The organism is Nocardia sp. NPDC052316 (assembly GCF_044547795.1).
In the GTDB taxonomy this organism is placed as follows: domain Bacteria; phylum Actinomycetota; class Actinomycetes; order Mycobacteriales; family Mycobacteriaceae; genus Nocardia.
Genome location: NZ_JBIUBB010000001.1, coordinates 765,343 through 779,165, shown reverse-complemented (window position 1 = coordinate 779,165; position 13,823 = coordinate 765,343). Strand labels below are relative to the sequence as shown.

The 13,823-nt window shown below is 67.6% G+C and carries 16 protein-coding genes; 9 read left to right on the top strand and 7 right to left on the bottom strand.

Going from position 1 to position 13,823, the window contains the following annotated elements; translation table 11 throughout:
- Positions 1-159: 159 nt before the first annotated feature.
- Positions 160-1,335 (bottom strand): acyl-CoA dehydrogenase family protein, encoded by a 1,176-nt coding sequence (locus tag ACIHA7_RS03580; protein ID WP_397285151.1) that lies wholly within the window; start codon positions 1,333-1,335, stop codon positions 160-162.
- Between the two features lie 187 nt (positions 1,336-1,522).
- On the opposite strand from ACIHA7_RS03580, the gene ACIHA7_RS03575 reads away from it, so the two are divergent.
- Complete coding sequence (locus ACIHA7_RS03575) at positions 1,523-2,668, top strand: cystathionine gamma-synthase (protein ID WP_397285149.1); 1,146 nt, start codon at positions 1,523-1,525, stop codon at positions 2,666-2,668.
- A gap of 144 nt (positions 2,669-2,812) precedes the next feature.
- Here ACIHA7_RS03575 and greA read toward each other — a convergent pair whose 3' ends face one another.
- The gene (gene greA, locus ACIHA7_RS03570) at positions 2,813-3,307 is read right to left on the bottom strand and encodes a transcription elongation factor GreA (RefSeq protein ID WP_040738717.1); all 495 of its coding nucleotides are present in this window, start codon (positions 3,305-3,307) and stop codon (positions 2,813-2,815) included.
- 299 nt (positions 3,308-3,606) lie between these two features.
- Entirely contained in the window at positions 3,607-4,128 is a 522-nt protein-coding gene (locus ACIHA7_RS03565; RefSeq protein WP_397285147.1) for a DUF4307 domain-containing protein, read from the bottom strand.
- A 119-nt stretch (positions 4,129-4,247) separates the two neighbouring features.
- Between ACIHA7_RS03565 and mca the strand changes: the two genes are divergently transcribed.
- Entirely contained in the window at positions 4,248-5,114 is an 867-nt protein-coding gene (gene mca, locus ACIHA7_RS03560; protein ID WP_397286490.1) for a mycothiol conjugate amidase Mca, read from the top strand.
- Positions 5,114-5,380, top strand: a complete 267-nt coding sequence (locus tag ACIHA7_RS03555) for a hypothetical protein (protein WP_397285145.1) — start codon at positions 5,114-5,116, stop codon at positions 5,378-5,380. Before mca ends, ACIHA7_RS03555 begins: the two co-directional genes overlap by 1 nt.
- Positions 5,381-5,389: 9 nt before the next feature.
- Here ACIHA7_RS03555 and rnc read toward each other — a convergent pair whose 3' ends face one another.
- Positions 5,390-6,121 (bottom strand): ribonuclease III, encoded by a 732-nt coding sequence (gene rnc / locus ACIHA7_RS03550; RefSeq protein WP_397285143.1) that lies wholly within the window; start codon positions 6,119-6,121, stop codon positions 5,390-5,392.
- A 407-nt stretch (positions 6,122-6,528) separates the two neighbouring features.
- Here rnc and ACIHA7_RS03545 point away from each other — a divergent pair, with 407 nt between their 5' ends.
- The gene (locus ACIHA7_RS03545; RefSeq protein WP_397285141.1) at positions 6,529-6,819 is read left to right on the top strand and encodes a hypothetical protein; all 291 of its coding nucleotides are present in this window, start codon (positions 6,529-6,531) and stop codon (positions 6,817-6,819) included.
- Between the two features lie 15 nt (positions 6,820-6,834).
- Here ACIHA7_RS03545 and ACIHA7_RS03540 read toward each other — a convergent pair whose 3' ends face one another.
- Positions 6,835-7,227 carry a VOC family protein gene (locus ACIHA7_RS03540; protein ID WP_397286488.1) on the bottom strand — a complete coding sequence of 131 codons (393 nt, stop codon included), beginning with the start codon at positions 7,225-7,227 and terminating at the stop codon, positions 6,835-6,837.
- Positions 7,228-7,659: 432 nt separating this feature from the next.
- Here ACIHA7_RS03540 and ACIHA7_RS03535 point away from each other — a divergent pair, with 432 nt between their 5' ends.
- Positions 7,660-8,238 carry a TIGR03086 family metal-binding protein gene (locus ACIHA7_RS03535; protein ID WP_397285139.1) on the top strand — a complete coding sequence of 193 codons (579 nt, stop codon included), beginning with the start codon at positions 7,660-7,662 and terminating at the stop codon, positions 8,236-8,238.
- A gap of 10 nt (positions 8,239-8,248) precedes the next feature.
- Here the strand turns inward: ACIHA7_RS03535 and ACIHA7_RS03530 are convergent, their stop codons facing one another.
- Positions 8,249-8,434 (bottom strand): hypothetical protein, encoded by a 186-nt coding sequence (locus ACIHA7_RS03530; RefSeq protein WP_397285137.1) that lies wholly within the window; start codon positions 8,432-8,434, stop codon positions 8,249-8,251.
- Positions 8,435-8,778: 344 nt separating this feature from the next.
- On the opposite strand from ACIHA7_RS03530, the gene ACIHA7_RS03525 reads away from it, so the two are divergent.
- Positions 8,779-9,699 carry a serine hydrolase gene (locus tag ACIHA7_RS03525; RefSeq protein WP_397285135.1) on the top strand — a complete coding sequence of 307 codons (921 nt, stop codon included), beginning with the start codon at positions 8,779-8,781 and terminating at the stop codon, positions 9,697-9,699.
- On the opposite strand, the gene ACIHA7_RS03520 is transcribed toward ACIHA7_RS03525, so the two are convergent.
- Positions 9,651-10,595, bottom strand: coding sequence for a LysR family transcriptional regulator (locus ACIHA7_RS03520; RefSeq protein WP_397286486.1), 945 nt, complete (start codon positions 10,593-10,595; stop codon positions 9,651-9,653). The genes ACIHA7_RS03525 and ACIHA7_RS03520 overlap by 49 nt on opposite strands.
- 122 nt (positions 10,596-10,717) lie before the next feature.
- Between ACIHA7_RS03520 and ACIHA7_RS03515 the strand changes: the two genes are divergently transcribed.
- The 3 genes from ACIHA7_RS03515 to ACIHA7_RS03505 all read left to right on the top strand — a co-directional run bounded on the left by ACIHA7_RS03515 (position 10,718) and on the right by ACIHA7_RS03505 (position 13,803).
- Positions 10,718-11,656, top strand: a complete 939-nt coding sequence (locus ACIHA7_RS03515; RefSeq protein WP_397285133.1) for an MBL fold metallo-hydrolase — start codon at positions 10,718-10,720, stop codon at positions 11,654-11,656.
- A gap of 114 nt (positions 11,657-11,770) precedes the next feature.
- Positions 11,771-12,871 (top strand): FAD-dependent monooxygenase, encoded by a 1,101-nt coding sequence (locus ACIHA7_RS03510; RefSeq protein WP_397285131.1) that lies wholly within the window; start codon positions 11,771-11,773, stop codon positions 12,869-12,871.
- Positions 12,872-13,086: 215 nt separating this feature from the next.
- Entirely contained in the window at positions 13,087-13,803 is a 717-nt protein-coding gene (locus tag ACIHA7_RS03505; protein WP_397285129.1) for a DUF3558 family protein, read from the top strand.
- The last annotated feature ends 20 nt before the right edge of the window (positions 13,804-13,823 follow it).

Sequence of the window (13,823 nt, the reverse complement as noted above, 5' to 3'; positions counted from 1 at the left end):
TCTGTTTTGCCGGGAAAGTGCGTTCCAGCAAATTACCCGCACGAAAATCATTGGGGCAGAACCGGTTAGCCGATGCCATTTGTAAACACGACCGACCGGTACGAATTTGGCCCGATCGAACGTCCGGCGCTAGGCGTTGCGTTCAGCCCGCGAACGGCGTCACCGGAAGGCGTTGGCGTCGGTGAGCGCCCGTCCGAGCACGAGCTGATGCACCTCCGCCGTGCCCTCGTAGGTGAGCACCGACTCCAGGTTGTTCGCGTGGCGCAGCACCGGATAGTCCAGCGTGATGCCGTTGGCGCCGAGAATGGTGCGGCACTCGCGGGCGATCGCGATGGCCTCCCTGGTGCTGTTCAGCTTCCCGGCGCTCACCTGCTCGGGGGTCACTACGCCACGATCCTTCAACCGGCCGAGGTGCACGGCCAGCAGCTGGCCCTTGCCGAACTCCAGGGCCATGTTCGCCAGCTTCGCCTGCGTCAGCTGATACGCGGCCAGCGGCTTGTCGAACACCTCGCGGGTGCGTGCGTACTCGATCGTCGCGGCCAGACAGTCACGGGCCGCGCCGAGCGCGCCGAAGATGATTCCGAACCGCGCCTCGCTCAGGCACGCCAACGGCGACGCGAGCCCGCGCGACTCCGGCAGCACGGCATCGGCGGGCAGCCGGACATCGTCGAAGTCCAGTTCGGCGGTCACCGAGGCGCGCAGCGACAGCTTGCGATGCATCTCCCGCGCACTGAATCCCGGCGTCCCGGCCGGCACCAGGAAGCCGCGGATCACCTGCTTGCCCTCGTCCTCGGTCTGCGCCCACACCACCGCGATATCGGCCACCGAGCCGTTGGTGATCCACATCTTCGAGCCGTTGAGCACCCAGTCGGTGCCGTCGCGCTTGGCCCTGGTCCGCATGCCGCCCGGGTTGGAGCCGAAATCGGGTTCGGTGAGCCCGAAGCAGCCGAGTGCCCGGCCCGCCGCCATCTCCGGCAGCCACTGCTGCTTCTGCTCCTCCGAGCCGTACTTGTGGATCGCGGTCATCGCCAGCGAGCCCTGGACCGACACCATGCTGCGCACGCCGGAGTCGACCGCCTCGAGTTCCTGGCAGGCCAGCCCGTACATGGTGGCCGACATACCTGCGCAGCCGTAGCCCTCCAGATGCATGCCGAGCAGCCCTACCTCGCCCAGCTGCGGCGCGATCTCGCGGGCCGGGAAAGTGCCTTCCTCGAACCAATCCGCGATGTGCGGTCGCAGGCGTTGATTCGCGAAGGTCGCGACGGCATCGCGGATCTCGCGCTCCTCGTCGGACAGCAGGGAGTCGATCGCGAACAGTTCTTCCACAGTCACCATGCGCTAAGCCTAAATGGGGAGGGCGCCGGTGAGATCAGGGTCACCGCAGGTGCTTCTCGGAAAATTTTCGGTGCAGCGGGCTCAGCTGCGGAACTAGATCGGAATCATCGGACGAATGCCGGACACGCGTCAACTGTGGAGCACCAGGGGGTTGCCCAGAAATCGCCCCTGATTAGGCTGGTCTGTTATGAGTGAGCTGGGGTTCTCCACACGGGCCGTGCACGCAGGATTCGATCCCGACCCGCAGACCGGCGCGGTGAACGTGCCCATCTACGCGAGTTCGACCTTCGCCCAGGACGGCGTCGGCGGCCTGCGTGGCGGTTTCGAGTACGCCCGCACCGGCAACCCGACCAGGTCCGCGCTGGAAGCCAACCTCGCCGCGCTCGAATCCGGTACCTACGGTAGGGCATTCGCCTCCGGCATGGCCGCCACGGACTGCGCCCTCCGCGCCACGCTGCGCCCCGGTGACCACATCGTCATCCCCGACGACGCGTACGGCGGCACCTTCCGGCTGATCGACAAGGTGTTCAGCCAGTGGGGCATCGAGCACTCGCCCGCACACGTCTTCGACGTGGACGAGATGCGTGCCGCGATCCGGCCGAACACCAAGCTGGTGTGGGTGGAGACCCCGACCAACCCGCTGCTCAGCATCGGCGACATCCCGGCGCTGGCCGACATCGCGCACGGCGCGGGCGCGAAGCTGGTGGTGGACAACACCTTCGCCACCCCGTACCTGCAGCAGCCGCTGCTGCTCGGCGCCGACATCGTCACGCACTCGACCACCAAGTACCTCGGCGGCCACTCCGACGTGGTCGGCGGCGCGCTGATCACCAACGACCCCGAACTCGACGCGGCGTTCGCGTTCCTGCAGAACGGCGCGGGCGCGGTCCCCGGCCCGTTCGACGCCTTCCTCACCCTGCGCGGCACCAAGACCCTGGCCGTGCGGATGGACCGGCACTGCGACAACGCGGAGACGCTGGCCGAGTTCCTGTCCCGGCACCCGGCGATTTCCCAGGTGATCTATCCTGGCCTGCCCGAGCACCCCGGTCACGCGATCGCCGCCAAGCAGATGCGCCGGTTCGGCGGCATGATCTCGGTGCGGTTGCACGGCGGCCCGGATGCGGCCCGCGACTTCTGCTCGCGCACCAAGGTGTTCACGCTGGCCGAGTCGCTCGGCGGGGTGGAGTCGCTGATCGAGCACCCGGCCGCGATGACGCACGCGTCCACCGAGGGCTCCGTGCTGGAGGTGCCCGCGGATCTGGTGCGACTGTCGGTCGGCATCGAGGACGCCGCCGACCTGCTCGCCGATATCGAGCAGGCGCTCGGCGGCTAGGAACCCACGGACATGACGAAACGGCCGCACCTGGAATCCGGGTGCGGCCGTTCGTGTCTCAGGGGAAGAACTCGGCCGTGGCGCGCTCTGTCGAGCTGCGCGCCGCTGCGTCCGGGGTGGGGCGCAGAGCGACGGCCGAAAACGTCAGCTGTGGTACGGCTCCGCGCTGACCAGGGTGACCTTCATGGTCTTGCCGTTGGGCAGGGTGTACTCGCGCGTGTCGCCGACCTTGGCATCGATCAGCGCACCGCCGAGCGGGGACGCGGGCGAGTAGGTCTCCAGCTTGGAGTCGTTCAGGCCCTCTTCGCGGGTGGCGATGAGGAACGTCTCGGTGTCGGACTCGTCGCCGTCGTAGTAGACCTTGACGACCGAGCCGGGGAGTGCGACGCCGGACTTGGTGGGCGCAACGCCGACCTTGGCGTTGTTCAGCAGCTCCTGCAGCTGGCGAATACGCGCCTCCTGCTGACCCTGCTCCTCGCGCGCGGCGTGGTATCCGCCGTTCTCCTTGAGGTCGCCCTCTTCACGGCGTTCGTTGATCTCGGCAGCGATAACGGGACGATTGGCGATGAGCGCATCGAGTTCGCCCTTGAGCCTGTCGTGCGACTCCGGGGTCAGCCAAGTCACTTGCGTCTCAGTCATCTCGATCACTCCCTAGTAGTTGTTCCCGGCAGGCCGGGATTCCCTGATAACTGCCGCAGTACCCACCCGTGAGGCGGGCACGCACCAGTCGACGGCTAGAGCGATCCTGGGAAGTTCATCGAACCCCGACAGACCCGGTTCCGGGCAAAGTTCGCAACCCGGAACAGATAGCGCTGGCCGCCAATGCAGCAAACACGGCTCCGAACCCCGGAACCGTGTATCAGGCCATTTTAGCATGAATCACAAACGCGCAGGTCGGAGTTAATTTCGAGGACAAACGCTGCGGCAAAAGCGGCAAATCACCCTGCTCGAAGATAGCTGGGTACCTCGGCGCTGCATCCGTAGATACTGCTCGACGCCGGTCGGGAGGACGCCTTGACCGTGGTGGTCTGTTCGATCGTGCCGCTGGTAGACGGCGCGATCAGGACCTCTCGACGGCCGACCTCGACACTGTCGCGCGCCATGGCCCGGACGAAGCACACCACCGGCCGTGCGGGATCTTTGCGGGTGACCTTGATTCGGATCGTCATCGTCGCGTCGTCGACCACGACGTAGCCCAGTTGTTCGAACTCGATGTCCTTGGGGCCGTACTTCTGGTAGCCGATGTAGGCGACGCCGCAGCCGAGCAATACCACGATGAGGCTGAGCGCCACCGGCAGCCAGCGGCGCTCGACCGGAGGTTTGGTGCCGTACCGGTCGGTCGGCCTGTTATGCGTCGCCGGAACCGTGACGTGAGCAGCGGCCGCGGATTCATCGGGTGCGTTCGCGCCGGATTCATCGGGTGCGTTCGCACCGGGCGAGGCTCCATCGCGCTGACTCACAAGGTCACTCCCGGGGGGTACGTCGGAACAAAAGTCGGTCGAATGGAACTATAGGGAACGAAGACCAGACACCCGCGAGCGAGAGCGATGGTGAACGAGACGTGAGTGGCCTTCGCCTCATGGCGGTGCATGCCCACCCCGACGACGAATCCAGTAAGGGTGCCGCGACGACCGCCCGATACGCCGACGAAGGACACGACGTCCTCATCGTGACGCTGACCGGTGGCGAACGCGGCAGCATCCTGAACCCCGCGATGGACACCCCCGGTGTCCTCGATCGGATCGACGAGATCCGCCGCGAGGAGATGGCCGCCGCGGCGCGCGCGCTCGGCGTGCGCCAGCACTGGCTCGGTTTCGTCGATTCCGGTCTGCCGGAGGGTGATCCGCTGCCACCGCTGCCGGACGGCAGTTTCGCGACGGTGCCGCTGGAGGAGTCCACCGAGGCACTCGTCCGGGTGGTCCGCGAGTTCAAGCCGCACGTGATGACGACCTACGACGAGCTGGGCGGCTACCCGCACCCGGACCACATCCGCTGCCACGAGGTGTCGGTCGCCGCGTTCGACGCGGCGGGTGACCCGCAGCGATTCCCCGACGCGGGCGAGCCGTGGACGCCGCTGAAGCTGTACTACGACCACGGTTTCACCGCCCGGCGGATGGAGGTCTTCGCCGAGGAGTACGAGCGGATGGGTGAGCCGTTCCCGCTGCAGGAGTGGCTGGACCGGATGCGCAAGTACGTCCCGGAGCGCGGCGACGTGTTCTCCAGGGTCACCACCCAGATCGACTGCGCCAAGTACTTCCCGCAGCGCGACGACGCCTTGCGCGCGCACGCCACCCAGATCGACCCGAACGGCGCGTTCTTCGCCATCCCGCTGGAGCTGCAGCAGCGGCTCTGGCCGACCGAGGAGTTCGAGCTGGCCAAGACCAGGGTCAAGACGGCGCTGCCGGAGACCGACCTGTTCGCCGGTATCGAGGACGAGCAGCGGTGATGCTGGTTCTGCTCGCCCAGACCCCAGGCACCCCGACCGGGCCGGAGTTCGGCAAGGCCTCCCCGCTCGGGTTCTTCATCATCCTGATCCTGCTCGCGGGCACGGTGCTGCTGGTTCGTTCGATGAACAAGCATCTGAAGCAGCTGCCCGCGACCTTCGAGCCGGACCACCCGGAACCGGATCAGGAAGCCGACGAGGGGACCGAGCGGGGCATCACCACCCGGCCCGACGAGGCCGAGCCGGACGGGCGGACCGAAAAGACCTGATACCCGGGGTTACTCGCTGTCCGGCGCCAGCGCGGCGTAGGCGGCAGCGGCGGCATTCTGCTCGGCTTCCTTCTTCGAGCGTCCGACGCCTTTGCCGTAGGCCACGCCGCCGACCACCGCCGTCGCGGTGAATTCCTTGTCGTGGTCGGGGCCGGTGGAGGTGATCTCGTAGCTGGGGACGCCGAGACTGTGTTCGGCGGTGTGTTCCTGCAGGCTGGTCTTCCAGTCGAGACCCGCGCCCATCTTGGCGGCACGCTGGAGCAGATCGTCGAACAGCCGCAGCACCACGGCGCGGGCGACGCCGATGCCGTGCTGCAGGTGCACCGCGCCGAGCAGTGACTCCATGCCGTCGGCGAGGATGCTGGTCTTGTTCCGGCCGCCGGTGAGTTCCTCGCCGCGGCCGAGGAGCAGGTGCGGGCCGAGGCCGCCGGGGCCGAGGCCGCGGGCGACCTCGGCACACGCGTGCATGTTGACCACCCGGGACCGGATCTTGGCCAGGTCGCCTTCGCTGCGTTGCGGATGCCGCAGATAGAGGTATTCGGTGACACTGAGACCGAGCACCGAGTCGCCGAGGAACTCCAGTCGCTCGTTGGTCGGCACGCCGCCGTTCTCGTAGGCGTACGAACGGTGCGTCAACGCCAAGGTCAGCAGTTCGTCGTCGAGTGGAACGCCGAGCGCGGCAAGTAGATCCGCGTGGTCGTCGGAGTTCGCGCTGCGGTACGCACCGGCGTCGTCGGTCATAAGCCGCACCGCGCCGCGCCGCGCGAGAGTCGGGGCCGCCCATGGGGCATCCGCAGGTCGTCGGCTGACCTGCGGGAGACAACGACTCCGGCGCCGCGGTGGGCCCTCAACGATCGCACGCTCGACCTTCCTGGTAGCACACCTGCATTGCGCTGCACGAACGTGAGTTTACCCACGTACGGGCAGTGCGAATGCCTGGTCCGAACCCAACATGCTACGGACGAAACGCCGACGCGGTGCCCGTAGTAACGGCAATGGTGGAACCGTAGGATGGAGCGATCTGCCCGGTCGCGTGGCGCAGCGGGAGCTGTGCTCGAAAGAGTAAGTGGGGGAAGATAAATGCCGAGGACACCGGCTCGACCTCCGATCTCGTCGAAGCAGTGATCGGTGCGACGGGGGTGGCGCCGATGACCACGGCGCAGGCGCGTGCCGCAGGCCCGCAGGCCGGATCGCCGGTCGGTCTGTGCGTGGTCGGCGGCGCCGACGGTTATCAGGTTTCGGCGATCGGGCAGGGGTTCGTCGGATTTCTCAGCTTCGCGGGGCCTGGTATCGACCGCGATCTCGCGTCGTCGCCCACCGAGGTGGATCCCAGCTGGATCGTCAACGGCATCGGGCGTGGCAGGGTGTGTGTCGTCGCATATCAGAAGGACGGCGGCGGATTTCATCAAATCGCCGTGGAGTGTCAGAACGTCGACTGACGGTCGGGCCTCGGATCAGTTGGGGCCGAGCAGATCCCACCGATTGCCCGCGATATCGCGAAATACCGCCACCGTGCCGTACGGCTCTTGCCGTGGCGCGGTGACGAATTCGACGCCATGGGAGACCATGCGGCGATAGGCCGCGTCGAAATCGGCTACCTGAAGGAAGAATCCGACCCGGCCCGCCGTCTGGTTGCCGACCACCTCGTCCTGCGCCGTACCGTCCGCGCGGGCGAGCAGCAGCCCCGTGTCGGCGCCGGGCGGGCGGACGACGACCCAGCGCTTCGGGCGCCCGTCGTTGGTCCGAGACGGAGTGTCCTCGATCAGGTCGAAGCCGAGCGCTTCGGTGAAGAAGGCGATCGCCGGATCGTAGTCCGCGACGACGAGGGTGCAGAGGTCGATGCGCATGGTCACGACATGGTAGGCCGGCGCTCGCCGGAAGGGGCTGGTCGCGCGATATGAACCGACAATGTGCGGCGGGTTGTTTCAATCGGGAGTAACAGGTTTGAACCACGCCTGAACTGGTTACCGAAATCTGTACGGCCGGGGCGGAAATCGGAAGTGATTGTCATCTGGGTGCCCGCTGCATAGCGTGCTCTACGGTCGCAAGGGGGTCTGCGCAACAGTTTTCAAACGTTGTGGGACGAGCGTTGCATGCGCCCCCACCGCATTGCAGACTGTATCCGAGATGTATTCGGATCGCGCATCCGCTTAATCCCCTGGCCACCGAGAAGCACACTGCTGGCAACCTATTTCGCCGCGAGCAGCTTTCGCAACGGCCTCCGTATGTCGCCCGCCTGTGTTACCAATTCAGCCAGACCGCTCGACCGAAGGAAGCTCATGGACAACGTGATCGGACAGATCGACCGTGCTCTCGATGCGACGAGCGTGATCGTCGCCGCCCTGGACGACAGCACCTTGGCCGCGCCGACGCCCTGCCGGGAGTGGGATGTGCGCACCGTGCTGAACCATACGGTGGGCGGCATGCACGTCTTCGCGGCCGCGTTGAGCGGCACGGATTCCGGCGCCGATCACGAATCCGATTGGCTCGGCGGCGATCCGCAGGGCGCCTACGCGGCGGCGGCGGAGGTGGACCGCGCGGCCTGGCATCGGCCCGACGCGCTGGACAACACCGTGCACAGTGCGCTGGGTGCGCTGCCCGCGTCGGCGGCGGCCCTGGTACACCTCACCGAGCTGGTGGTGCACGGCGTCGATCTCGCGGTGGCCATCGGCAGGCCCGATCTGGCCGATGACGAGTTGTGCGGCGAACTTCTCGCCACCATGCGGAGCAGGGGCGGCATCGACCAGTTCCGCGGCCCCGGCGTCTTCGATGCCGAGATCCCCGTCGCGGACGGGGAGCCCGGGCATCGTCGACTGCTCGGCTATGTCGGCCGGGAAGTGCTGGCCCGGACCTCGTAGCCGCCGCGCGCTAGCGGATCCGCACCACGGTCGAGGCCGCCAGCAGCAACAGCTCGCGGGCCGCGGCCTGCTGGTAGTCGAGCCGGCCCGCGTGATTGCGGTGGAGAGTGTGGTGCTCGGCATGCACCGAGGACGTCGCCGCACCGATATTCCGCGCTGCGTCGTCGTTCGGACGGGTGAAGGTGAAAATGCGCATGGCAATTCCGTCCTTTCCTTCATGGGCGGGCATTCGGTCCGATTTGCCGCGCGCTCACCGCATTTCGGGCATACGTCGGAAACGTAACCGGATACGGTGCGTGCGCGTTCGTACACGCCGGTGGTTCGCGGTCGAAAACGGACACCATCGGCTCGACGCATATTCGAACCGAGGCAGGTAGCGCTACCGGTCGAGCTGCCGAATCCGTCGATTCGGTCGAAACGACCGTTGTCCGCGCACCGGGCGCGTTGCGAACTGTATCCGGTCGAATTCGACCGGCGCATCCTATTTTTCGGCGACGCGGCCGGGTCGTGCCGCACCGGCTGCGTCCGGTCGCGCCCGATATGGCAGTTTGGGCAGTCGTGCAGGAGATCTTTCGCAACGTCGGCGTGCAGGGCTGGGTGCATGCCCGGTGCTTCGACTGCGGCGCGGAGGTAGGGTCGGGCGCCGACGAGCCGGTGGTGCTCGCATCGGTGGTGAAGGTGCCGCTGGTGCTGGAGTTCGCCCGTCAGGTGGCGGCGGGGCAACTGGATCCGACCGATCGGGTGCGCGCGGGCGGCGCGGACCGCCTCGGCGGGGTCGGTACGGCTGGTTGCCACGACGACGTCGACCTCAGTCTGCGTGATGCCGCCTTCTTCGCCATCACCCTGAGCGACAACACCGCTGCCGACCTGCTGTTCGAGCGGGTCGGGATCGACAATGTGCGCTCGCTGGTCCGCGAACTCGGGCTCGCGCAGACCCGGATCGTCGGCGCGCCACGGCAGATCGTGCAAAGCATGGCCGACGACATCGGCGCGCGGGACGCGGCCGAGTTCGCCGAGCGGTTTCCGGCGCTCGCGGCCTCGGAGATCCTGCGCAGCCAGGCGCTGGATCCGCACCGGACCACCGCGAGCACGCCGCGCGAGATGACGCGGCTGCTCACCCTCATCGGCGAGGACCGCGCGGGTCCGGCCGAGGCCTGCCGCTGGGTGCGCGATCTCATGCGCCAGCAGCTGAATTGGCACCGTCTAGCCGCCGCGTTCCGGCCCGAGGTGCAGGTGTGGGCCAAGACCGGCACGCTACCCGGCGTGCGCAACGAGATCGGTGTGCTCGAATGTCCGGACGGGAGTCGTTACGCCGTAGCGGTTTTCACCAGGGCGGATACGCTCGTCCAGCGGCTGCCCGAGGTGGATCGCGCGATCGGCGCCGCGGCCGCGCACGCGGTCGAGCGCATTGATCACGGCGTGCCGTACACCACGTTCCACGGTCGCTGCGCCACGTCCTGAACGGCTGCGGGCCGAGAGGTGCCGTCGCCCTGGACAACTCGCACGATCAGCTCCGCGAGCTCGGACACCAGGGGGTGCGGTGCGTGCGCGGGCCAGGCGAGCGAGAGCCGCCACTGCAACGTGCCCGCCGGCAGCGGCCGCCAGACGACCCTCGGCTCCTTCTGCGCCACCAGGCCCTGGTCGAAGGCGACGCCGCGGCCGGAAAGCACCATGCCGAGCACGAATTCGGGGTTGCGGGCGTGCTGCACCCTGGCGGGGCGGAAGCCGTGCTCCCAGCAGGTGCGCAGTGTCGCGTCGTAGAGACCGGGTGCGGCGGCACGCGGGAAGATCACCAGCCCGAGCCCGGCCAGATCGGCGAGGGTGAGCGAAGCGCGCACGGCCAGCGGCGAATCGCGCGGCAGCACCACCCCGACGGGGGTGTCGACAGCCGGGCCGAGCTTCAGGCCGACCACGTCGACCGGGTGTTGCAGCAGTCCCGCGTCGAGCTGCCGGTCGGCGAGCAGGCGGACCTGTTCGGCCGTGGTCAGCTCTTGCAGATCCACGCGCACCTCACGACTTTCGAACGCGGTGAGGATCGCGGCGAGCACCCGCCCAGCCAGTTCCGGAGGCACGCCGACGCGCAGCGCGTCCATCTCGCCACGATGCGCCTTACCGACCAGCGAGGTCGTGCGCTCCCAGCGGGCGAGCAGATCCCGGGACTCGGCGAGCAGGATCTGGCCCGCCTCGGTGAGCTCGACGCGGCGGCTGTCCCGGTCGAACAGCCGCGCGCCCAGATCGTTCTCGAGTTTGCGGATGCGTTGGCTCAGCGGCGGCTGGGCGATGCCGAGGCGTTCGGCGGCCCGGCCGAAATGTAATTCTTCGGCGACGGCGACGAAGTACCGGAGCTGACGCAGCATGTCCACGCTGCGACGATATCGTTTTCGATATCGCCGAGCGGGCCCGTCGGTCTTGGACAGCGGCGCCGATCCTGTGGTCTTGTGCCCGCATGACAGGTTTCGGACGGCGAGAATTCTTCGGTATGACAGCGGGCGCGTCGGTGCTCGCGGGTGTAGTCGCCTGTGGCGGAACGGAATCCGCGAATCGGGCGGTAGTCACCGGTGCGCCGGCACCAGGCGGCGTGACATTGCGTTGGTGGGGCAACAACGGCTGGGAAATCCGACTGCCAGGCGGCAAGACCGTACTGATCGACCCCTGGCTGACCAGGTTCCATACCGGAACCTATACCGACGCCGGCGCCGACCCGAACACTCCGATCACCGTCGACACGGCGCTGATCGACCGCTACGTGGACAGCGGTGAACTGCGCGCCGACCACATCCTGGTCACCCACGGGCACTACGACCATCTGACCGATGTGCCGTACCTGGCGAAGAAGACCGGGGCGACGGTGCTCGGCACCGAGACCCACCTGAATCTGATGGCGGCGCTCGGTGCTCCCGAGGATCAGCTAGCCATCGCCACCGGCGGTGAGTACCTGCGCTTCGACGGGTACACCATTCGCGTGCTGCGCTCGCTGCACTCGGCCTCCGGTGCCAGGGCCGAAGTGGCGTTCGCCGGTACGCGACCGGGTTTCGGTGCGGGAAAGCTGCCGGAGCCCAGGGTGATTCGTGACCTCGTCGAAGGCGGCACGCTGGCCTACCAGGTGAGCGGTGGCGGGGTGAGCGTGCTGAACCTCGGTGGCTCCAACTACATCGAATCCGAGCTGGCCGGTCTGCGCCCGGACGTGCTGCTGTTGCCCGCGGGTGGCGGCAAGATCGTCGACTACGTCGCGCGGCTACTCCAGGTGACCGGTGGCCCGCGCTACGTGGTGCCCACGCACTGGGACGACTTCGACTATCCACTCGCCGAACCGGCGCGTGACTGGGGCGGGCTCGAGGCGCTGCGCAAGGCGGTCGCGCAGACTGGTTCGGCAAGCAAGTTCGTCACCGTCGACCACCTGCAGACCTTCACGCCCTGAGGTGTGCGACCGGTGAAGTGAGCAGGTTCTGAACTGGCACATGGGCGCTGCCGGGGTGGACGGTAGGTGCCGTACCGGCTCGGGTGAGCCGGACATGCGCTACGAGGAGACCATATGCCGAATCCGCTGCACGTCCTTGTCGTCGGAGCCGGGGTCGCCGGGATGGCCGCCGCGGGCGCGCTGGAGCGGCGCGGGCTGTCGGTGGACCTCATCGAGCGACGGACCCAAAACCCCGCCGGGGCCGGACTCTTCCTGCCGGGCAATGCTGTTCGGGCGCTTGCCGAGCTCGGAGTCGGGGATGCGCTACGGGACGGTGTGCCGATTCGCAGGCAGCGCTTGCAGGACCATCAGGGTCGAACACTCGCCGAGATCGACATGGCCGCCCTGTGGCGCGACGTAGGACAACCCGTGGGCATCACCTACGACCGGTTGCGGACGGCGCTGGCAGAGAAGCTGCGGCTGCCCATTCGGACCGGTGTCACCGTGCGCACGCTCGACGAGTCCGAGGCCGGCGTGGCGGTGACGTTCAGTGACGGGACCAGTGGCAGCTATGACGTCGTGGTCGGGGCCGACGGGGTGCACTCCGAGCTGCGGCGCATGGTGAATCCAGCTGCCGAAGCTCGCTATGCGGGTCAGATCTGCTGGCGGTTCGTCACCGGCAATACCGCGGGTATCCACGACTGGACCGTGTGGCTCGGGCGCGGGGCGACTTTTCTCGCGGTTCCCGTCGGCGCGGACCGGCTGTACTGCTACGCCGATCTGTCCATGCCCGAACCGGCTGCCGCCGCGTCGGCGGGAATGCCACTGGCCGAACACTTTTCCCATTTCGGCGGGGAGGTTCGAGATCTGCTCGCCGGACCGGACGCACACTTCTCCACTATCGAGGAGGTCACCGACTCGACCTGGCGCACCCGGCGCATCATCCTCATCGGTGATGCCGCGCACGCGAGTTCGCCCAATATGGCTCAGGGCGTGGCGATGTCGGTGGAGGACGCGCTGGTCCTGGCCGAATCCCTCGGCGGCCCCGGCGAAATCGAGCAGCTGCTGGCCCGCTATCGGTTGCGGCGTCTTCCGCGTACCCGGTGGGTGCAGGCGCGGGCGCGGCGGCGCGACAGCACCAGGGGCATGACCCCGGTTGTGCGGGACGCGGTGCTCCGGCTGGCAGCATCCCGAATCTACGAGCGCGACTACGGTCTGCTCCGCGATCGGCCTTGAGCCACTGAAACCCCTGCTGCTCAGGACTTTCGCGCCTGACTGTGCACAGCCTCGACATGTCTCCGCCTGGGATCTAACGGTCTGGTAGGTGACTGCGCGTACTTAGGTGGCGTAACGAACTGGTCGTTCTATCGATACCAGAAGCACGCGCTGCGGATGCAGTGGCGACAACAGCCAATCGGTGGGGAAATCCCTTGGCAGTGAGGAACTTCGAGATGTTCACAAGGAATACCGCGCGCGGTGTCGCGGCACTGGCCTGTGGGGCGGCCATGCTGCTCGCCGGATGTGATGCCAACTCCGCGGATGCTCCGCCGAAGCCCGGCGCCAGCTCGTCGGCGACGAGCGCCCCCGCAGTGCCCGCGCCGGTTCCGGGGGACGCCGGCGCACCTGCCCCAGCACCCGCGCCTGCTCCAGCGCCCGCACCTGCACCGGGATCGGCGCCTGCTCCGGGATCCGCGCCCGCTCCGGCGCCCGCTGCCCCCGAGAGTCCACCTGCCAAGGTCGAACAGCCTGCGGCAGGCGCACTCTGGGACCCCTGCTCACTGCCGGAATCCAAGATCTCCGCTGCCGGCCTGGACACCTCCACGAAGAAGCGCCTGACCAACCCGAACCGTCCGACATGGCAGCTGTGCCAGTGGCAGGCCATCGACCGATCCTTCGAGTTGGTGATCGGCACCTCGGATCGCACCATCGACGACCTGCTCGAACCAGGAACGTTCCAGGATCTCCGCCGAACCGAGTACTACGGACGCCAGGTCGTCCTCTACCGCTCGGTCCAGGACACCCACAAACGAACCTGCAACCTCGGCACCCCCGCCCCCTTCGGCAGCAGCGAACTCGCCGTACGCACCACCAAGATCCAAACCGACGCCTTCGACACCTGCGCCGACGTACAGCGCGTAGGCGCCGCACTGCTCACATCGCTGCCCTGACCCGGACGCGCTAACCGCTC

Bases quoted from the DNA above. Each gene is read 5' to 3' on its own strand.
- ACIHA7_RS03580 (WP_397285151.1), bottom strand. From the start codon at position 1,335: ATGGTGACTGTGGAAGAACTGTTCGCGATCGACTCCCTGCTGTCCGAC.
- ACIHA7_RS03575 (WP_397285149.1), top strand. From the start codon at position 1,523: ATGAGTGAGCTGGGGTTCTCCACACGGGCCGTGCACGCAGGATTCGAT.
- greA (WP_040738717.1), bottom strand. From the start codon at position 3,307: ATGACTGAGACGCAAGTGACTTGGCTGACCCCGGAGTCGCACGACAGG.
- mca (WP_397286490.1), top strand. From the start codon at position 4,248: ATGGCGGTGCATGCCCACCCCGACGACGAATCCAGTAAGGGTGCCGCG.
- ACIHA7_RS03555 (WP_397285145.1), top strand. From the start codon at position 5,114: ATGCTGGTTCTGCTCGCCCAGACCCCAGGCACCCCGACCGGGCCGGAG.
- rnc (WP_397285143.1), bottom strand. From the start codon at position 6,121: ATGACCGACGACGCCGGTGCGTACCGCAGCGCGAACTCCGACGACCAC.
- ACIHA7_RS03545 (WP_397285141.1), top strand. From the start codon at position 6,529: ATGACCACGGCGCAGGCGCGTGCCGCAGGCCCGCAGGCCGGATCGCCG.
- ACIHA7_RS03540 (WP_397286488.1), bottom strand. From the start codon at position 7,227: ATGCGCATCGACCTCTGCACCCTCGTCGTCGCGGACTACGATCCGGCG.
- ACIHA7_RS03535 (WP_397285139.1), top strand. From the start codon at position 7,660: ATGGACAACGTGATCGGACAGATCGACCGTGCTCTCGATGCGACGAGC.
- ACIHA7_RS03530 (WP_397285137.1), bottom strand. From the start codon at position 8,434: ATGCGCATTTTCACCTTCACCCGTCCGAACGACGACGCAGCGCGGAAT.
- ACIHA7_RS03525 (WP_397285135.1), top strand. From the start codon at position 8,779: ATGGCAGTTTGGGCAGTCGTGCAGGAGATCTTTCGCAACGTCGGCGTG.
- ACIHA7_RS03520 (WP_397286486.1), bottom strand. From the start codon at position 10,595: ATGCTGCGTCAGCTCCGGTACTTCGTCGCCGTCGCCGAAGAATTACAT.
- ACIHA7_RS03515 (WP_397285133.1), top strand. From the start codon at position 10,718: ATGACAGCGGGCGCGTCGGTGCTCGCGGGTGTAGTCGCCTGTGGCGGA.
- ACIHA7_RS03510 (WP_397285131.1), top strand. From the start codon at position 11,771: ATGCCGAATCCGCTGCACGTCCTTGTCGTCGGAGCCGGGGTCGCCGGG.
- ACIHA7_RS03505 (WP_397285129.1), top strand. From the start codon at position 13,087: ATGTTCACAAGGAATACCGCGCGCGGTGTCGCGGCACTGGCCTGTGGG.